The 19716-nt window shown below is 56.6% G+C and carries 15 protein-coding genes; 3 read left to right on the top strand and 12 right to left on the bottom strand.

What is annotated here, in order from left to right; translation table 11 throughout:
• Positions 1 to 74 precede the first annotated feature (74 nt).
• A complete protein-coding gene (locus EI77_RS13675) occupies positions 75 to 503 on the bottom strand; it encodes a DUF5069 domain-containing protein (protein ID WP_133795844.1) in 429 nt (142 codons plus the stop codon).
• A gap of 199 nt (positions 504 to 702) precedes the next feature.
• Between EI77_RS13675 and EI77_RS13670 the strand changes: the two genes are divergently transcribed.
• The gene (locus EI77_RS13670) at positions 703 to 1437 is read left to right on the top strand and encodes a VC0807 family protein (RefSeq protein WP_133795843.1); all 735 of its coding nucleotides are present in this window, start codon (positions 703 to 705) and stop codon (positions 1435 to 1437) included.
• A 30-nt stretch (positions 1438 to 1467) separates the two neighbouring features.
• On the opposite strand, the gene EI77_RS23995 is transcribed toward EI77_RS13670, so the two are convergent.
• The 7 genes from EI77_RS23995 to EI77_RS13635 all read right to left on the bottom strand — a co-directional run bounded on the left by EI77_RS23995 (position 1468) and on the right by EI77_RS13635 (position 7259).
• Positions 1468 to 1944 (bottom strand): hypothetical protein, encoded by a 477-nt coding sequence (locus tag EI77_RS23995; RefSeq protein WP_279586908.1) that lies wholly within the window; start codon positions 1942 to 1944, stop codon positions 1468 to 1470.
• Positions 1945 to 2020: 76 nt separating this feature from the next.
• Positions 2021 to 2506: a GNAT family N-acetyltransferase gene (locus EI77_RS13660; protein WP_133795842.1), complete on the bottom strand. Its 486-nt coding sequence runs from the start codon at positions 2504 to 2506 to the stop codon at positions 2021 to 2023.
• A 5-nt stretch (positions 2507 to 2511) separates the two neighbouring features.
• Entirely contained in the window at positions 2512 to 3162 is a 651-nt protein-coding gene (locus EI77_RS13655) for a C40 family peptidase (protein ID WP_133795841.1), read from the bottom strand.
• A gap of 81 nt (positions 3163 to 3243) precedes the next feature.
• Positions 3244 to 4005 carry an ABC transporter permease gene (locus EI77_RS13650; protein ID WP_133795840.1) on the bottom strand — a complete coding sequence of 254 codons (762 nt, stop codon included), beginning with the start codon at positions 4003 to 4005 and terminating at the stop codon, positions 3244 to 3246.
• A complete protein-coding gene (locus tag EI77_RS13645; RefSeq protein WP_133795839.1) occupies positions 4002 to 4802 on the bottom strand; it encodes an ABC transporter ATP-binding protein in 801 nt (266 codons plus the stop codon). The genes EI77_RS13650 and EI77_RS13645 overlap by 4 nt, the downstream gene beginning before the upstream one ends.
• A 9-nt stretch (positions 4803 to 4811) precedes the next feature.
• Positions 4812 to 5777: an ABC transporter substrate-binding protein gene (locus tag EI77_RS13640; protein WP_133795838.1), complete on the bottom strand. Its 966-nt coding sequence runs from the start codon at positions 5775 to 5777 to the stop codon at positions 4812 to 4814.
• Positions 5778 to 5831: 54 nt separating this feature from the next.
• Complete coding sequence (locus EI77_RS13635) at positions 5832 to 7259, bottom strand: alginate export family protein (protein WP_208300352.1); 1428 nt, start codon at positions 7257 to 7259, stop codon at positions 5832 to 5834.
• Positions 7260 to 7461: 202 nt separating this feature from the next.
• Between EI77_RS13635 and EI77_RS13630 the strand changes: the two genes are divergently transcribed.
• Complete coding sequence (locus EI77_RS13630; protein WP_133795837.1) at positions 7462 to 8235, top strand: nitrilase-related carbon-nitrogen hydrolase; 774 nt, start codon at positions 7462 to 7464, stop codon at positions 8233 to 8235.
• Positions 8236 to 8705: 470 nt separating this feature from the next.
• Positions 8706 to 13901 carry a putative Ig domain-containing protein gene (locus tag EI77_RS13625; RefSeq protein WP_166647248.1) on the top strand — a complete coding sequence of 1732 codons (5196 nt, stop codon included), beginning with the start codon at positions 8706 to 8708 and terminating at the stop codon, positions 13899 to 13901.
• A gap of 432 nt (positions 13902 to 14333) precedes the next feature.
• On the opposite strand, the gene EI77_RS13620 is transcribed toward EI77_RS13625, so the two are convergent.
• The 4 genes from EI77_RS13620 to EI77_RS13605 form a co-directional block, all read right to left on the bottom strand.
• Positions 14334 to 15560, bottom strand: coding sequence for an aspartate kinase (locus EI77_RS13620; RefSeq protein ID WP_133795835.1), 1227 nt, complete (start codon positions 15558 to 15560; stop codon positions 14334 to 14336).
• 217 nt (positions 15561 to 15777) lie between these two features.
• Complete coding sequence (locus tag EI77_RS13615; RefSeq protein WP_133795834.1) at positions 15778 to 17562, bottom strand: phosphoenolpyruvate carboxykinase (GTP); 1785 nt, start codon at positions 17560 to 17562, stop codon at positions 15778 to 15780.
• Between the two features lie 78 nt (positions 17563 to 17640).
• On the bottom strand, positions 17641 to 19401 hold the full coding sequence (locus tag EI77_RS13610) for an ATP-binding cassette domain-containing protein (protein ID WP_166647247.1): 1761 nt from the start codon (positions 19399 to 19401) through the stop codon (positions 17641 to 17643).
• A gap of 68 nt (positions 19402 to 19469) precedes the next feature.
• Positions 19470 to 19697 (bottom strand): hypothetical protein, encoded by a 228-nt coding sequence (locus EI77_RS13605; protein ID WP_133795832.1) that lies wholly within the window; start codon positions 19695 to 19697, stop codon positions 19470 to 19472.
• Positions 19698 to 19716 lie beyond the last annotated feature (19 nt).

Below are 19716 nucleotides of genomic sequence, written 5' to 3'. Positions count from 1 at the left end.
CGCGATGATGGGCAGGAAGCGCCCAATGACGAGCGATTTAAATCGATACTTGCCAGACTAAACGCGGCTCGCCCTCACGGTGCGCGTCCTTCTTCCACATCCATGAGATCAAAAAATGTCACGATGTCTTCACGATGCGCCAGACCGGCCTCGGCACGCTGTTGAATGAGGCCATTGGTGGCAGCATCCCGCCAGCCGCGTTTCATCATGAATCCATTGAAGATTTCGATGTGTTCCTTGTCGGGTTTCCTACCGTTTTCAAAACACCACTCCAGCACTTCTTCATCCGTGCCACCCTGCAATGTACGTGCGCTGAGTGCCGCGAATTCCACGCCCAGCAGGCAGCAGATGCGGTCATCAAAGGTGCGGCTGCCAGGAATGACGTCCAGGTGATACCCTGGAGGCAAGCCGCTAACTGCATTGAGGCGGATTTTATCGAGAATACGGCCCAAGACCATAATGCCGCCGATCATGTCGCGAGGAGAACGAAGAGGGAATGCCATGCCGATTTCATAGCGCACGATCCGGGGGCGGGTCAATGGTGCCTCGTTTGTTGAAATGAAACGAATAGGGGGGCGATACAAATAAAGGGGCGCGCGTATAGGTAATCGCCAGGCAATGTGAGGTCGGTGGGTGCAGTTCTGAAGTTTTAGTGCTTGGTGGTTTCCCATTTGCGTTTTCTGTCCATTTTCATCTGCTCGCATGCCCACCATTCAAACCAAAGAACAGCCGCATCCCCTCGCGGATCTTTTACTGACGATCATCCTGCCCTCGGTGGTGCTGGAATCCCTGAGCAAACCGGAGCGTCTGGGGCCAGCCTGGGCATTGGTGGTAGCATTGCTGATGCCGCTGGGATTTGGGATTTACTGCTTTGTCAAAAAACGCGGGCTGAATTTCTTTTCTGTCCTAGGACTGGTGGCCATTCTGGTGACGGGGGGACTGGGCCTACTGAATCTGAGCGCGATCTGGTTCGCTGTGAAAGAGGCGGCGTTCCCGGTTTTCTTGGGCCTGGCTTTTCCGCTGAGCTATTATTGGAGGAAACCCCTGGTCACTGAACTGCTGCTCAACCCGCAAGTGATCAACCATCCCCTCCTCCAGGGCAGCTTGGATACGCAGGGTAAAAAGCTGGCGTATCACCAGTTGCTGGGCAAAGCATCCTGGGCTCTGGCAGGAACCATGATGCTATCCGCCGTGGCGAATGCGCTCCTGGTGATGTATTACCTGGAAGGTACTGTTCCGGGTACTGAGGCCTATACACAGGCCATCGGACGGCAAAACTGGGTGGGATTCATCGTCATCGGTGTGCCTATGATGGGGGCTACCCTTCTGCTCCTCTTCTGGATGCTGAGACGCCTCCAGGCGCTGACTGGGCTGGAGCGGGATGACTTGATGAACCCCGGCAGCACAGTACGAACGCAGGTAACGAGAAAGGAATAAGGCCAGGCTAAGCAACCACCACGGCGGGGGTTACTGAGGCCCACGAAGGTATTCAGTCACTCGGTTACCACGGAAGGTGACGGATGCTGCCTTATACGGGACATAAGTCACAGTCGGTCCATAGCCGCCCCAGAAGGGGTCCCAGGCACCGTAATAACCGTAACCACGGCCATACCCTCTCCCCCAGCCCATACCGCCCCAGCCAAAGCTATCTGTATAGACGGGCTGAGTGCCCACATAGGTCCATTTTTCTATCTTGGTCCCCTTCTGACTGCCCTCAGAGACTTGATCTGGCCTTCCCCAGGAGAGGAATACCGATTCCTTGGTGAATCCTTCACGGATACGCCCCTGCTCAACCAGCATTCGATCACTGGTAGGCAGCTTGTTATACAGATCAGGATTCCGGGCGATGCGACGCTCCAATGCAGAGGTACAACTGGTGAGGCCGATAGCCATGGCCAAACAAAGCGTCGTCAGGCTGGCGCGAAGGAGAAATTTTGCATTCATAACTGGAAGGGATACGTTGGCTGGTGGCTGAATGAGTGCATCTGCATTCCCTCATCTAGATACGAGGAGGATAGTCTTAAAGTCGCATGGCAAAATGCACTTGGCGGCCGATTTCTTCAAAACCACAGCTTGGATATAGATTTTGTCCGATCACATTGGAAGCCATGGTCTCAATCTTGGCCACGCGCAGTTTCTGATCGCGGAAGTAGTCTAAAGCATGATGGATCAGACGCCGTCCCAGGCCCAAACCGCGAGCAGCCTCCACCACCGCCAAATTTGGAATACGACCGATGGAATTCACCCGGTCCACCCGGGTGGTGATGTATCCGAGGATTTCATTTCCACGCTCCGCCACGAAACAGCCATCGGGATTGACCACGCAATCGTCATTGATGTTATCGGCCTTCCGCGCTTTCCAATCCCGGTCATTCCAGATGCCGAGACGGTCCTCCAGCATTTGGTCAAAGGCGACGGCACCAAAGGAATCCACAGTGATCTGCCGCAAGAGTTCCAGATCCTCGGGACGATAATGCCGGATGGCGACGGGGAGTTCAGGAATCATGGTGGTTAAAAGGGCCAGCGATAGGGTGAGTTATGGATGAGCTTACTTTTCGGGTAGGCACTGATGCGCACCTGATTGGAAGAGTTTCCACTTAGCAGCCAGACATTGTTGGCGTCCATCGCATGAAGGAAACCGATGTGCCCACTGGCAGCCTGGTCCACCGTCAGCGGTTGAAGGATGCAAAGCGCGCCATAGGTGGCGGCGACTGGACGACCCCAGCTCCACCAATCAGATACACGGGCGCTTTTCTGCCCTGGATAACCTGATTTCCAAAGGCACCAGTAGGTGAAGGCTGCGCACCAGGCGGTCTCGTCCTTGAGCAGGCTGCCGCCGATGCCAACACTGGATAGATATTCCAGGATGCGGGGATTGTCCCGTGCCCCCGCCCATTCCTGCACGCCCTGCTCCATGATGGCGATCTGCATCCAAGGTGGGGGTGCGTTGAAGCTGGTCGGCTGCGCTACAGGAGCCTCTGTCGGCTGCCCTGTCACGACACCGGCGACGTTCAGTACCTGGCCAGGAAACAATACTTTGCAGTTGTTTGTCCCATATTCACACAGACCCGGATTGGCTTTCTGAAACTGGGCGAGCGTCATGCCAAATTTTTTGGCAATCTTCGTCGGGTTGTCTCCTGGCTGGACGAGATATTGGGACATGGGCGCAGCCTAACAGCATGCCCTTAAAAATGTCATGCAGATTATTAAATGCAGGGCGGGAAATCCGCCCGCCCTACCCGCTTAGATCAGGCCCCAGCGCTTGCGCAAAAAGGACTCCCAGGGACTGAACAGCAGCTTGTCCGCCGCAAAGCCCACGAGCAGGATCACCAACATGATGGCAGCCACTTGGTCCATGGCCTGCAATTCACGACCGTAATGCAGCAGATGCCCAAGGCCAAAACCAGTCAGTACCGTCACATAGATTTCTGCTGCCATCAGTGAGCGCCAGGCAAAGGCCCAGCCCTGCTTCATCCCGCTGACCAGATGTGGCAGGCTGGCTGGCAACAGCACATGCCACAGCAGGTGCAATCCCCCCGAACCCATGGTGGAAGCAGCACGGCGATAGATAGGCGGTATCTGGCGAATGCCGTGATCCGTGGCCAGTAACACTGCCCAAAGCGTGCCCATGATGACGATGAAAAGCATGGCCGTCTCTGTCTGGCCGAACCAAAGCAGGGCCAGCGGTACCCAGCACACGCTGGGCAGAGTCTGTAGTCCGAGAGCCAGTACACCGAGGGTGTCTGTGGCAAAGCGGAAACGGGCGGTCAGAAGTCCTAAAGGGATGCCAGCCCCCAAGCCGATGAGGTATCCCAGAACCAGTCTTTTCATCGTCACACAGCCTGCGGAAAACAGGGACCCGTCTTTCACCGCTGTGACGAGGTATTCACCAATGGCCAGCGGGGCTGGCACCAGCACGGGAGACCACCATCCGGCACGCGAAGCCGCCTCCCACACGGCGATGATGACGGCAAAGAAAATGAGGGAACGAAGAGCGCGAATCATACTGAAGCGGAGGTGGTGTGAAGTTTTAAGTCATTGGTGATGGTGCGGGCTACTTGGGCCACCTCCACATCATTGATGTCGCGTGGGCGCGGCAGGTCTATTTTATACTCTGTGTGGATGCGACCAGGACGTGGTGTAAAGAGGATGACGCGATCCCCCAGGCACACAGCTTCACGCACATTATGAGTCACAAAGACAACGGTCTTGCGGCGTTTTTGCTGGATGTTTTGGAGATCCGCATACAGCTGCTCTCGGGTCATCGCATCCAGTGCTGCGAAGGGTTCATCCATCAGCAGCACCTGCGGATTCGGTGCCAGCGCACGGGCCAGAGCCACACGTTGTTTCATGCCTCCAGAAAGCTCATGAACATTGGCGTGGGAGAATTTTTCAAGCCCCACCAGCTTCAAATAAAACATGGCCAGTTCGCGCCGGTCGGCCTGCGTGAGGCCGGGTTTCAGGTTTAGCCCGAAGAGGACATTACCCATCACATCCAGCCAGGGAAACAAGGCATGGTCCTGGAACATGACCATGCGCTGACGACCTGGCCCCGTGATGGGCTGGCCATCGGTGTAGATGCTGCCCTCGGTGGGTTTTTCCAACCCGGCGATGAGGTTGAGGAGCGTGCTTTTGCCGCAGCCACTGGCCCCCAGGAGGCAGACGAACTCGCCGTCTGCCACCTCCATGTTGATATCCTCCAGCGCACTGACAGTCTGCCGTGCGCCACGGTATAACTTCGACACATTTTGGATACTCAGCTTGGCAGTGCTGGAGGTTCCCAGCTCTTCTTGGATACTCATGCGGTCAGATCAAAGTTTTGGCAGCAGGGCGTCCAGAGAAGGAATGTCTTTGAGGAAGCCCGCTTTTTGAGCGGAAATCACCATTTCATCCAAGCCTGCACGATTGACTTCGGTCGCTAGAACGACGCGTGACAAAGCACGATCGAGGAGCTCATCTCCCGGCGCTTTTGTCGTCAATTCCTTCAGCTCTGATTTGATGAGTTCTCTTGCCTCGGCTGGATTTTTCTGGATCCATTCCGTTAGCTCCTGATGGGCGGCGATCAGTTTTTTTGCCAGCTCCGTACGCTCGGTGATGAAGGCGGCACTGGAGGCCAGAATGGTGGCAAAGGCACTCTTGTCTTCCAGGAAAATCTTTCCACCAGCTTCCATTTCCAGGCGGCTCACCCAGGGTTCGACAGTCCAGACGGCATCGATGTCACGTTTGATGAAGAGAGCGAGTTGATCCGGGTTCTGGGTCGGAAGGACAGATGCCTCGCCACCAGTCGCCGTAACCTTGATGCCATTGTCCAGCAACCAGGCGCGCAACTGCACATCCTGGGTATTGCCAAGCTGGGGGGTGGCAATGCGTTTGCCCCTGAAATCCGCTGGCGTGTTGATACCTGAGTCAGGTCGTACCACCAGAGCACTGCCTCCGGTCGCAGCACCAGCGAGCACGCGCACCTCACTGCCTTTTGATTTGGCATAGGCATTCAGCACCGGGCTGGGACCAATGTACGTGACGTCCAGCGAGCGGGCAAAAATAGCCTCGGTGGCAGAAGGGCCCGCATTGTAAACAAACCACTCCACGGGCACGCCCAGGCGGGGTTCAAACCAGCCTTTGCCCTGTCGGCTCAGAGCATGAGCCACTAGCCCCTGAATGTGAGTGATGTTCGGAAAGTGGCCGAAACGAAGGGGTGCATTTGCATCGACAGGTTTTTTGCTGCAAGAGGCGAGGCCAGCGGCTCCGAGAGTGGTGAGGAAGTGTCTGCGGTTCATTGGATGATTGGGGATGTTGAGTTAAGAGAAAGACGGGCGATGAAACACTGTTGGTTAGAAAGCTTTGATGCTGATTTCCAAATAGGCGAAGTCGGTGTCATCGGGGCGACCCTGATTGCGGGTAAAATCGCCGGGGGTGAAATGCGCATACCCTAGGATGGCTTCGACTTTCGGAGTGACCTGCCAGCGTATCCGTCCGTCGAATTCATGACCGATCATGCTGCCGCTATTTCCCTGTGGATCACGTAAGCCGCCACCGGAGAAACGGTCCTTGTCACTGGCCACCCAGTAGTAGCTATAGCCCAAGTCCATGCGCACTTTTTTTGAAGGCGTCAGTTCCAGACGCAGCTTTGGCGTGCTGATGTTTTCATAAACGATGTAGTCATTCGCGGACCATGGGCGGCCGAAACCGAAGAAGCGCTCAAAGCGATTGTCCTCATTGTCGTTGGGATCCCGGTCGCCACTGGCATAACCGTAGAAGAAACTGAGCCGGGGGCTCCAGGGCTGCTTGAAGCTATAGCCGATCTCTGCCGTCCCAGCATAGGCCTTCACATCCCGTGCACCGTTATAACCGAATTGGTAAGTCAGACTGAAGTCATAATCGAATCCTGTTTTGCCCACCGTACCGTAACCCCGCAGACCCGGAGAATGCACGAGACGTTCCTCCACCTCATCATAGGCGGATTGGTTGAGTGCCAGGTAATAGGGCTCCAAAGTGATGATGTCTGACCAGCGCCTCCAGTGACCGATGGCTGCATAAAACCACTGTTCCTTGACCGGACGGTCCCAGCCATAAAGTAGGCGGTCCAGTGGCTGAACGGCCAGGAGGTCAAGCTGGCAGTCATTGCTTTCCTGGCCCAGTGCGCCCTGGAAACCTTGAAAGGCGTTGGCTGTATTGCGCCATTGGTTATTGCCGATGAGGCGACGGTCCAGAAACTCAAAGTTGTGAATCCCGTAACGAATGCTCAATGGACGCTTATTCCCGAAGGCGTCCGTGCCCAGGGCATCATCGAAGTATAACTCCGCATACAACCGGATGATCTGAAACTCGTTTACGTCGCGGTTATCCTTGGGGAAGTTGCCATTGTAACGTCTTGAATCCTGCATCTCCACGGCAAAACGAAAGGGATCCAGAATGTCCCGAATACCGAGATAGGCCCGTGTGCGGTGCAGCAGCGGCTCATCCAGGATGGCCTGATTGCGGCGCAGATCATCATCGCGGTGCTCGTAACGAAAACGATAGTCCAGGCCCAGGTCTAACCAGTCCGCATTCTTCAGCGTATCCCAGCCGATCTCCGAAGCGCGGCGGGCATACCTGGGCACATCGGTATCACGGGTGGTGCTGTAGCTTTTAGGAGCTCGGTAATAGCTCTCCTTTTTTGTTTCCTCAGCCGAAGCAAGCACCACAAAACTTGCGACCACCAGGATGGTAGGGGTCATCGCCTTGAGATGGGCGAGCCTATGAATGAAAGGAGAATTCATAAAATGTGAGGCGGTCGAGGTACGACTTTTCCAAGTTCCTAACGGTAACGTTTATATTCCTATCGAATTATAATACACTAGTCAAGTATGAATTAAACAGGCTTCAGTTTTTTGCTTTTTCATGTGCTCGGGCAGACCAAATGATTGGCCGCTTTCCTCGCAACTAGTTGAGAGATAGCGTTTCTCCTGCACTCATTGCTTCATGCACATTTACGCCATTCAGCTCGACTCCGTCTGGGAGGACAAGACAGCGAATTTTGCCAAGGTTCGTCATTTGTTGAATGAGTCCCCTCCCCTGCCCGGCTCGCTCATCGTCCTCCCGGAGATGTTCGCCACAGGCTTCAGCACACGGCTTGCCGTCACCCTGGAGTCCATCGGCGCTGAGACTGAACTTTTCCTGCGTGAAATCGCCACCCAATGGCAATGCGCAGTTCTGGGTGGCGTTGTGACTCCAGGCCCCGAAGGGAAAGGCTATAACCAGGCCTTGGCCATCGCTCCTGATGGCACCGAGCTGGTGAGATATACCAAAGTGCGGCCCTTCAGCTACGGACCTGAGGCGGAGGTGCACGCCCCCGGTCAGGAAACCAAAGTCTTCGAATGGCAGGGACTCCAGATCGCACCCCTCATCTGTTATGACTTGCGCTTTCCTGAGCTTGCCCGCTCCGCCCTAAACCAGGGAGCGGAACTCTTCATCTGTATTGCCGCATGGCCTGCCCGCCGCATCCAACATTGGCTCACCCTGATTCAAGCACGTGCCATCGAAAACCAAGCCTACGTTCTAGGCGTGAACCGCTGCGGTCAAGAGCCTGAAACCTCCTACAGTGGCCGCACCGTTCTCGCAGACCCACAAGGCATTCTAATTGCCGATGCCTCTTCCAGTGAAAAAGTGCTCCACACTGAAGCCGACGCTGGGACTGTGCGAATCTGGAGAAACGAATTCCCCGCAGTTAGGGATTTTTGTGGGGCTGCATCGTGAGGTCCAACGAGATCGTCGGAAATCCCTAATATTGATAACGTTTGTGAAGCGCTCCATGCAGCAGCCTGGTGATGCCGAGAGAAGAACGAGTGCATGCCAGTCCTGCCCACGACAGTACTTGGGAGTCACCATTCTGCACTCTATGCCTCAGATCCGCCAAACCCGGCACCTTCCTCATTCATTTAGATACCGCTAACCTTTATTAGACATAAACCATTTACTTATCAGCAAAATTATCCATCCAGGGTTCTTTAAGTGCGAAATAAAAAAGACATTTGGTTCCATCTAGCCGCCCCCCCTGGCTTCCTTGTCACAATCTCCACATATAAGCATAAATATTAGTTAATGCTACATCAATAGACAAAATGCCCGATTTTTAAATGCGTAAAATACTGAAAATGAGTGGATTATGGAGAATACATGCGCGATGAAGGAAAATGCTACCCTGCATTATCCCCCGTTTTAGAGTCATGCGAAGTCTCCCTCAGCGCCTTGCTGCGCTCTCCCTCACCCTCGGTCTGGCCGTCGCGTCAGTCTCAGCCGTTGCCGGTCCTTTTGACACCGCGCTCGTCAAGAACATCAACTTGAACACCGGTCCAAGTTCCCTGAATCCGCAGAATTTAACCGCAGTCGGCACAAAGGTTTTCTTTACCACCGCAACCACCGCAGAAGGTGAAGAATTGTGGGTCAGCGATGGCACCCTTGTGGGCACCAAACTGGTCAAAGACATCCGCCCAGGTGTGGTTGGTTCAAATATCCACAGCATCGTCGCCAATGGCACCAAGGTGTTTTTCTCGGCCGATGACGGCGTCAACGGTCAGGAACTCTGGGTCAGCGATGGCACGGCCAATGGCACCCAGCTGGTGGTCAATCTGAGACAGGATGAGAGCAGCGCAGAACCCGGCTCCCTCTTTGCCCTCGGAAAAGGCGTGGCCTTCGTCGCACGCAGCGATACCAGAAACCTACTCACCCTTTGGTGGACAGATGGCACCCCACTTAACACCCGCTCACTGGTTCAGGTGACGGGTGAATACCAAAGATCGTCCACCGACTTCCAGGAAAACTGGAAAGTCGTCGGCACGTATCTCTACTTCGTCACTGAATCAGAGGAGGCTAGAGTCCTGTATAAAACCAACGGTACCACCGCAGGCACGATCGCTCTGAAAACCTTCACCAACGAACTCCCTGAGCCTAAAGTGCTCGGTTTTGTCGGCACCACGGTTTACTTCAGCGCCAGCACCGTTGCTGACTACGGACGCGATCTTTGGAAGACCAATGGCACCGCCGCAGGCACCGTCGTGGTGAAGCCTAGCACCGCTGGAAACAACTTCGATCCAGGCCCAGTCGTCGCCGTCGATGGTAAAGGTTACTTCCTGGCAACGACCGCAGAGAACGGTCGTGAAGTCTGGGAAACGACCGGCACCCTCGCAGGCACCACACTGGCTTTCGAGTTGACCACCGGACCCATTCATTCTCAATTTTCTGACCTTTTGCCCCTTGGCAAAACCCTCCTGGTCGTTGGCTCATCCACCGAAGGCCGCAACGGTGGTCTGTGGGCTTACACACCGAAGACGAAAACAAACGCCCTCGTTTATGACTCAGGCGCCCTGGGCGGCTTAGGAGTGGCTGTGAGCAACGGCACCCAGGCGTTCTTCGCCGTTCACGGTCCAGAGGCGAGCTGGATTTATGCCACCAAAGGCACGGTATTGACCACCCTCAAAGTAGGCGCAGAGAGCGTTACAGAGGGCTACAACCTGGCAGAGAACCTTGAACTCGTGGCGGCAGGCCCTCAGGTGTATTTCAATGCGGCCAAAGATGGCACGGAGTCCCTCTGGAAGTCCAGTGGCACCACGACGGAAGCAGGCACCGCCCTGGTCAAAGCGGGTCCGATCAATGAACTCGGCTCCAATCCAGTCAACTTCGCCAGCGTCAACGGCAAGCTCCTTTTCTCGGCTAACAATGGCGTCAATGGTCGTGAACTGTGGATCAGCAACGGCACCGATGAAGGCACTCTGCTGAAGGACATCAATGTCGGCAGCGCCTCCTCGAATCCAAACAGCTTCTTCACCACGGGCGAAGACAATGAGCAGGTCGCTTATTTCGTCGCCACCGATGCCGAAAATGGCACCGAGCTCTGGATCACCGACGGCACCCCCGATGGCACCCAGCTGCTGAAAAACATTTCGACAGAAACGGACAGCGGCTTCGAAGGTTCTTCGAAGACGGAATTTGTTTCCTACAATGGCAAGGTTTACTTCGCCGCGTTCGATGCCGATCATGGCTCAGAACTGTGGTCCACGGATGGCACCCCATCAGGCACGGTGGTCATGGATCAGGTGGTCGGAAACGGCAGCACCTATCCGAGCACCCTGACCGTCAATGCAGGCCTGCTGTATTTCAAATCCGGCGCTGTGGGCAATCAGAAACTGGTGAGCTACGATGGCACGACCTTCACGGACGTCAGCTCCACCTTTGATTCCATCGGCGAAATGACCACGATCACGGCCGAGTCGGTCTCAAAGTTACTCTTCCTCGCGAAGAATATCTCTGGCACCAACCCTTACCGTCTCCACTCCGTCCATCCGACGACCCAGGCGGTCACGGAAATCCGGACCATGAACAACGCCATCGAAATGCCGAAAAACTTCCGGTCCCTCAGCGGCATCGTGGTTTTCCAGTCGAGCCAGCCTAACAACACCACTTATTTCTGGACGACAGATGGCAACAGTTTCCAAACCGGGATCGGCACGGCTGTAGCCGAATATCGCAGTTACCCAATGGAGCTCGGTCCTGTGGTGGGAGATCGGATTTTTTACACGAAGCTTGAATCCGGCTACACTCAGTTGATGAGCGCCTACTATTATCGCAATGGCTATGATCAGATGCTGCTTTCAGCCTATGGTCCGGCTGGCACGGAGGGGAGCCTGGATTTCCACCAGACGGTGGGCAACACGGTTTTCTTCTCCACCCAAGAGGGTGACCTGAAGACTCTCTTCGCCATTCAGTCCATTGACTTCATCTCAGACGGTGAACAGGATGTGAAGCAGACGCTGACTCAGATCCCGGGTGTCACCCTGGCAGCAAATACCGACGTGGGCGTCCTCGCCATTGGTGACCGCATCTACCTCTCTGGCAAAGGCGCAACGGTCGGCCAGGAGTTGTTTGTCATCGACACAGCGACAGCAGAGCTTGAGTCAAAGGTGATCCTGGGTACGTATTCAAACGATCCGGCCATCCCCGTTGCCGGTATGGAGACCATTGTGCAGTTCCCAACCACGACCCCGCTCCCTGAATCGACCGTGACCTACACGCTCAGCCTGAAAAATCTCGGCCTGGGTTCACTCAACAACATCAGCGTTTCCGCTCCTGAGTCTGATGCGTTCACCCTCAGTGACTTTACCGGAACCATCGCAGGTGGTGAAGAAAAGGCGATCACGCTTACCTTTGCCCCTGCCACGGCTGGAGCCAAGGAACTCATCGTGACAATCAGCCAGAACGAAGAACCTCTTCACACCGTGAAGCTTCGCGGCACGGCCGTCGCGGAACTCGACAAGCCTGTCGTGAAAATTGAAGAGGAAGTCGTCATCAGAAACACAGGTAACTCATTCAGTCTGCATGCCAATGCCGTCAGCACGGCTGCCATCACGAAATACGTGTGGAAGCTGGGCACGAAGGTCGTCTTGACCTCCCAGGGTGAATCCATCACCTCTGAGTTCAACGTGGCCTCTCCCAAGCTGACCGATGCCGGCCTCTACACCGTCACCGCGACCAATGCCAACGGCAGCACCACCAGCGCCAACGCCTATGTCGTCGTCGCCCAGTCTATCCCAAACTCCACGCTGACACTGCCAGGTAAGACCGTCACCCTGACCGCAGCTGTGACCGCTCCTAAAGGCGGCACGCTGAGCTATCAATGGGCTTTGTATGAAACAAAACTGCAGGATACGGATAACATTCGTGGCACGAAAACGAACAAGCTGACCATCTCGGGATTCACACCTCAAGATGCCAACTACTACGTCTGTGTCGTGACCTACACCCTGAATGGGAAGGCTTACAGCTACTGGGCGGTCAGCACGTCGATCTCGATCATGACTGCACCTTGGGTCGAAGCCCCTTCGAATGTTTCCTCCTATGTGGGCGAAGTGATCGTGGACGCCGCACCCGACCAGAGCAGTGGCAGTGCGGCCGGCACCAGCTTCAAGGCCACAGGTCTGCCTGCTGGTCTGAAGATCAATGCCACCACAGGCAAGATCAGCGGGACCGTCACAGCGGCCCTGGGACTGGATACAGAGGGAATGAACAAACCCTACAAGGTCATCTACACCGTTACCAATGCCGCCAGCAGTGCGACGGCTTCGTTTGACTGGATGGTCACCCCCGTGCTCCCAGCGAACACCTATGAAGGCATCCTGGCGCGCAATGCGGATACGGATGACGACCTGAATCTGGGCAGCTATGTGAAACTCACCACCACGGTCACAGGCAGCCTCACCGGCAGCCTCATCCACGGCGGCAAAACGTATGCTCTCAAAGGCATCCTGAAAGATGTGCAGCCCCCGGAGATGATGATGGGACCCAAGGGCATCATCGAGATTACCGTCAAAGGGAAGTCCAGTCCGATGATTCTGGAAGTGAGTGCGAACTTTTTTGGCACTTCAGCCAGACTGATCGTCCCGCCAAATACCGGTGTGGTAGGGGAAAATGCGGAGACCAGCGGCCCCCTCCTCCCCGCCGCCTTCAGCACCGCCCAGCCAGCCACTGCCTATGAAGGCAGCTACACTTGGAAAATCGCTCAAGTGATCCAGTCTGAAGAACCAGAGGAATTTGGCACGATCACTCCGACGCTCGTCCAACCTTCACTCGCTCCCCCTGGGATCGGTTACTCGACGGCAACGGTCTCCAAGACCGGCATCGTCACCTGGACCGGGAAAATGGCCGATGGCAGCATCATCACGGGTAGCAACACCCTGGGTGTGGGCTTCATGAGCACCAGTCCGTCCTTTGCTCTTCATGTAGATCTCTACAAGGCGACAGGCTCCGTCCAGGGCAATGTGTCCTTGGTGAAACCGCCGTCTGAAGTGAGTGAATCCCCCGTCCCGGTGGATCCTACCCATCTGGATGTCAACGTCAGTGGCAACCTGGACTGGAACAAAAAGGCATCGACCGTCAGCAGCGAGTACAACCACAAGGGTGGTTTCGGTATGGACACTCCCCTCAGCCTCTCTGTCAGTGGCAAGGGCTACAGTGCCCCCGCGTCCGGTCAGACGATGTTTGGCCTCACCTCGACCACCACGGACCCGGTGACGGTCAATGTGGATCTGATCCATTCCGATTGGGAAGCCGCTATCGAATCCAGCTTCAAACTGAGCAGTCTGAATAAGATCTCCGGCGAAATATTGCCCGCAACCGACGTGAAAGGCAGCATCAAAACGCTGACCTTCACAGCGAAAACCGGTCTTTATAAAGGCACGATCCTGTTCCCGAATACAGATACCAAGCTGAACCGCACTGTGGGCTTCGAAGGCGTGGTGATCAAAGGCTCCACACAGTCCCAAGGTTTCTTCCTGTTGCCTTCCCTCAACGGAGTCACCACTTCGGCGATGCTGAAAATTGCCCCGATCTACTCGGGCCAAATCACGTTCGACGCGTTTATCAACGACTAACTCGTGACAGGATCTGACTCGAACTGGCCTAACCGGATCTCGGTTGGGCTGGTCAAGTCAGTCAGTCAAGTTTAAGTCTAACATCGAGTTTGTTCACACGAACGACTCGGTCCCTTCAAAGCTCCAGAGCGCCTTCACCGGCCTCTGGAGCTTTTTTGTTTCGTTCTAAAGTAGCACCTTTCGGACCCGAAGGCTTTCTCACACGCCTCGTTAGGCCGAACCGCTAGGCAGCAAAGAGTTCGAGGAAAGTATCTTCACCGAGAACCGAACCTCTTTGGCCCCAAACGCAAAGACGTCACTCGCCACCTCAGCGAATAGAGCAGTGAAATCTTCTCCCTATGCTACCTGCGCCAGCATGCCAAAGGGCACACATCAGCGCTGCTGGTTGCATGGCACGAAGGCAGCGTTTGGCTTATGAGCGCACTTGTTTTTTTAGGCTGCATCCAGCCCAAAGGCCGTATGCACGGCACGGGAGGCATTCTCAATATCGGCCTCTTGAACGATGACTGCGGTCTTGATCTCACTGGTGGAGATCATGAGGATGTTTACGCTTACGTCCGCGAGCGCTTTGAACATCTTGGCCGCGACACCGCTGTGGCTGCGCATGCCAATACCGACCACGCTCAGCTTAGCCACGCCGGATTCTGTGCGCAGGGCAACGTTTTCACCCAAAGTGCTGAGGATATCACGCAGTGCCTTCTCCGCCTTTGGCAGGTCTGCGGCACTCAGGGTGAATGAAATGTCCGTCTCACCGTCAAACGACACGTTCTGCACGATCATGTCGATCATGATATTCGCGCTGGCGATGGCACCGAAGATCACAGAAGAGATGCCCGGACGGTCTGGCACATCGTCAATGGTGATCTTGGCCTGGTTGCGCTCAAGGCTGACGCCGCGCACGACGACGGATTCCATACCGGGGGTTTCTTCTTTCACAAGGGTTCCAGGGTTGTTGTTGAGGCTGCTGCGCACTTCAAAACGCACGCCAAATTTCTTTGCAAATTCCACACTTCGGCTCTGCATCACTTTGCTGCCGCTGCTGGCCATTTCCAGCATTTCATCGTAGCTGATTTCTTCGATCTTTGTGGCGCACTTAACGACACGTGGGTCGCAGGTATAAACTCCGTCCACGTCCGTATAGATCTGGCAGAGGTCCGCTTTGATCGCTGCGGCCATCGCGATGGCGGTCAGGTCACTGCCACCGCGCCCCAGTGTGGTGATCTCTCCGCTGGCCGTTTCACCCTGGAATCCAGCCAGCATGACGATGTTGCCTTCATCCAGCATCTTGTGCACTGCATCCGGCGTGATGTTCACGATGCGTGCTTTGGTATGCATGCGGTCGGTGGATATCCCGGCCTGTGCCCCTGTGAGGGATACGGCCTTGCCGCCCAGTGCATTGATGGCCATGGCCGTCAGCGCAATGGTCGTCTGCTCCCCTGTGGAAAGCAGCACATCCATTTCACGCTCGCTCGGCTCCTGCTCAGGCGAGACTTCCTTGGAAAGTTTGATCAGCGAATCCGTCACACCGGACATAGCTGAGACTACGGCCACGACCTGGTTCCCCGCACGCTGCGTCTCCAGGATGCGGCGGGCGCAGTTACGGATGCGTTCGGGGTTGCCGACGGATGTACCGCCGTATTTCTGGACAATGAGGGCCATGGCTGGGAAAGGGCGGCGAAAGTGGCACGCCCTGCGGGGGGTGCAAATGGGAAATCACTTTCCCGAGGCCAAATCATCAGGCCTCTTTCCCGCAAGTCGCCCACCTTTTAGATGCCACGGCTCTTTCATACCCCTTTTACGTCAATGCCACCCGTCTCCGCCGTCAGCCTCGCTTGGTGACAAGGGGCTAACGACAGGCCATTGCGGACATACGGTTTTACACACGGCCAGCGAGAAGCTCGCGCTGGTAGTAGAGCTCTTTCGGCATGTCATCGTAAAGGTCCAGGTAGAGTTCCTCGGTGCTGAGGAGCTCCTGACGGAATTCGCGATGATCGAAGTGCATCAGTTCGTTCCACTGCTCGCGGCTGTAGTCGAGGCCGGCCCAGTTGACTTCTGAATAACGAGGCATCCACCCAAGCTCGGTCTCGTGGCCGCGGGCTTCGCCACGGCACCGTTTGACGACCCATTCAAGGACGCGCATGTTTTCACCAAAGCCCGGCCAGAGGAATTTGCCTTCGCTGCTTTTGCGGAACCAGTTCACATGGAAGATGCGCGGGGGTTCGTTGATATTTTTGCGCATGTGCAGCCAGTGGGCAAAGTAATCGCCCATGTTATAGCCGCAGAAAGGGAGCATGGCCATGGGGTCGCGGCGGACTTTGCCAATGGCACCGGCGGCGGCAGCGGTGGTCTCGCTGCCCATGTTGGCTCCCAGGAAGACGCCGTGGGTCCAGTTAAAGGACTGGAAGACGAGGGGGAAGGTGGTGGCGCGGCGACCGCCGAAGATGATGGCGGAGATGGGGACGCCTTCCGGTTTTTCCCAATCGGGATCAATGGTGGGGCACTGGCCGGCGGGGGCGGTGAAGCGGCTGTTCGGGTGGGCTGCGGCACGACCGCAGTCGGCCTCCCAGGTCTGGCCACGCCAGTCGGTGAGGTAGGCGGGGATTTCTTTGGTCATGCCCTCCCACCAGACATCGCCATCGTCGGTGAGGGCGACGTTGGTAAAGATGGTGTTTTCCTTGCAGGAGGCCATGGCGTTGGGGTTGGAATCCCAGGAGGTGCCGGGGGCGACGCCGAAGTAACCCGCCTCAGGATTGGTGGCCCAAAGGCGGCCATCGGGGCCGGGACGGAGCCAGGCGATGTCATCGCCCACGACGGTGACTTTCCAGCCTTCGTCCCGGTAGGAAGCGGGGGGGACGAGCATGGCAAAATTGGTCTTGCCACAGGCGCTGGGGAAAGCGGCGGCGACGTAGTTTTTACGGCCATCGGGAGATTCCACGCCGCAGATGAGCATGTGTTCGGCCATCCAGCCTTCATCACGGCCCATGACGCTGGCGATGCGGAGGGCGAGGCATTTTTTTCCTAACAAGGCATTGCCGCCGTAACCGCTGCCGTAGCTCCAGATGCTGCGCTCTTCAGGGAAATGAACGATGTACTTGGTATCGCTGCAAGGCCAGGATACATCGGCTTCGCCAGGGGCCAAAGGCTTGCCGACGCTGTGAAGGCAAGGGACGAATTCACCGCTGTCGCCGAGTTGATCAAGGACGGGCTGGCCCATGCGGGTCATGATGCGCATGGAGACGACGACGTAGGGAGAATCCGTGATCTCGACGCCAATGACGGAGAATGGGGAACCAAGGGGGCCCATGCAGAAGGGTACCACATACATGGTGCGGCCCTTCATGCAGCCAGTGAAGAGGCCAGCGAGGCGGGTCTTCATTTCAGCAGGCGGCATCCAGTTATTGGTCGGGCCAGCATCCACTTTGCGAGCGCTGCAGATGTAGGTGCGGTCCTCGACACGAGCGACGTCATTGGGATCCGACCAGGCGAGGTAGGAATTCGGGCGCTTCTTTTCGTTGAGCTTTTTGAAGGTGCCGCTGGAGACGAGGAGGGCGCAGAGTTCGTCGTACTCAGCCTGGGAGCCGTTGCAGATGCGGATGTTTTCGGGCTGGCAGAGGGTGCGGATCTCTTCGATCCACGACGAGAGTTTCGTGTGAGCAGTCATATTTGGGTTGGGGCGAGCTTACCACGCAGGGGGCGTGCCGAAATCGCTTTGTTTATGCCGTTGTTGCGGAAAGGCTTGTCAAGAACTCTTCCGCAAACCGCTAAGGGTGATGAGTACACCGAGTCCGAAGTGAACGAGGAGTGCGGCGATAGCCAGGGTGGGACTAGCGAACCAAGTGCGGACGTATTGGGTGAGTGGCTCATAGAGCGGGGTGTCCCTGAGGGTCTCCATGCCGCCGGACCAGCCATAGTAAGCGGTGATAAAGGGGTGCAGGATGCCGCCGAGCACGCGAGGGAACCCCAGGAGGGCACCACTGAGGAAAAGATTGGCAAAGGCGAGGGCCCAGGCCTGGCTGTGGGCACGCTCCGCTGTGCGGCTATGGGCGGAGATGGCAAGGCAAAGGCTGCTAAAAGAAATGGCGGTGAGGGATAGCAGGATGAGCCGGGCAAAGGCGAAGCCGGGGAGCCCCCCCGTGAGGATTTCCACCACCAGGCCTAACAGGAAGGTTTGCAAAAGAACGAAAGGCAGGACGTAGCCAAGTTTCCCCAGAAGGTAAGCCAGGGGGCGGAGGCCACCGGCCTGCTCACGACGATATAGCGCGCGCTCTCCAGCGATCTCACGAGCGCCGCTGCGAACGCCGAAGATAAGAACGAGCATGATGAGAATGAGCCAGCCCATGGCGCAGGTATAAGCAGCGGGCCAAAGGACGGATGGAGAGCTATCGCCGGAGGTGACCTCACTCAGAAAATGGTCATTCGGCAGCATGAGCATGGAGGCGACCAGGGGGGCCAGAACCATGAGAAGGAGCTGAGAGGTCCACTCCCGCTGGGTGCGACGAAGGATGGTCCAGCGGCGCTGGATGAGGTGCTTCGCCTGGGCGGTAAGAGTGGGGAGCGGCGGGGCTGCGGGTGGCAGGGAGGTCTCTTTTTTCGCCTCGCTGCTTTCGGGTTTTTCGTTGGCGGGGAGGGTGATGTGCTGGCTATCGGCAGCGGGATCGCCGTCTTCCTTGGCGCTGAGAGATTCGCCGGTGACGCCGAGTTTGAAGGCATCGTAATAGGAATCGCGATGGCGCATCCAGGACTCCCCCCAGCGGGAAGCGGGCCGTTTCGCGAGGCGTGGATAAAGCTCTTCGATAGCCTGGATGCTGAAATAATGGGTCACGGCACGTGAGGGGCCATGGAAGCAGACGTGGCCTTCATGAAGTATGACGACGGTGTCGTAAGCAGCCAGATTGGCAGCGGTCTGGGTGGCGTGGATGACGACGCGTGCGGGGTGATCTGTAGTGATGAATTTAAGGAGTGCGGCCATTTCGCTCTGCGATTTGGCATCAAGGCCGTCGGTAAACTCATCACAAATGACGAGAGCGGGATCGCTGACGAGAGCGAGGGCGAGCTTGAGACGGCGCTTTTGGGTGGGGCTGAGGGTGCCGACGCGCTGGCTGGCGACGTTTTCCAGGCCGACGCCGACGAGGAGATGAGAGGCGCGATCCACCTGTTCATCCTTGGTCTGCCCTGCGACACGAAGCATGAGAGCACTCATGACGTTTTCCCGGACCGTGAGGACATTGGAAAGGACATCGTCCGAGGCGGGGACGTAGCCGATATCATTGGGATGGAGGGGGGACTGGGTGATGTCCTGCCCCCGGAAGTGTACGGTGCCGCCGCCTGGACGCTGGAGACCGGCCAGAAGGTGGATGAGGGTGCTTTTCCCACTGCCTGTGGCACCGATGACGGCGAGCAGGTGACCGGTGGGAACGCTGAAGCTCACATGATCAAGGGCCTTCAGGGCTTCCTGCGAGGGCCGGGTGAAGATGTGAGAGACGCTGATGAGTTCGAGCATGCGCGGATGAAAGCGGGGAACGCGCCGCATACAACTCGCAAAAACGCGGGATGGCTGCCCCGTGCTGCCTATTCTTTTGGAGCTTCGAGGCTTGGGGGATCAAATGGCTTGTTAAAAGGCGGACCACGCTCGCCGCCGTAGGTGGCGCGCAAGCGCTTGTCATCCGGTCCTTCCTTGCGGCGGATGATCGCTGGGGCGACCAAATTCCCGACCCGCCGCCGCTCCGCACGGCCTGCCTGCCACTGCTCCCAAGTGAAGCAGCGCTCGGGTTTGATGGGTAGGGTGGTATCAATCACGGCTTACTGACCATCGTTT

It is taken from the genome of Prosthecobacter fusiformis (assembly GCF_004364345.1).
Classification (GTDB): Bacteria; Verrucomicrobiota; Verrucomicrobiia; order Verrucomicrobiales; family Verrucomicrobiaceae; genus Prosthecobacter; species Prosthecobacter fusiformis.
The sequence above is the reverse complement of the archived record's forward strand: the minus strand, read 5'-3'. Positions and strand labels throughout refer to the sequence as shown.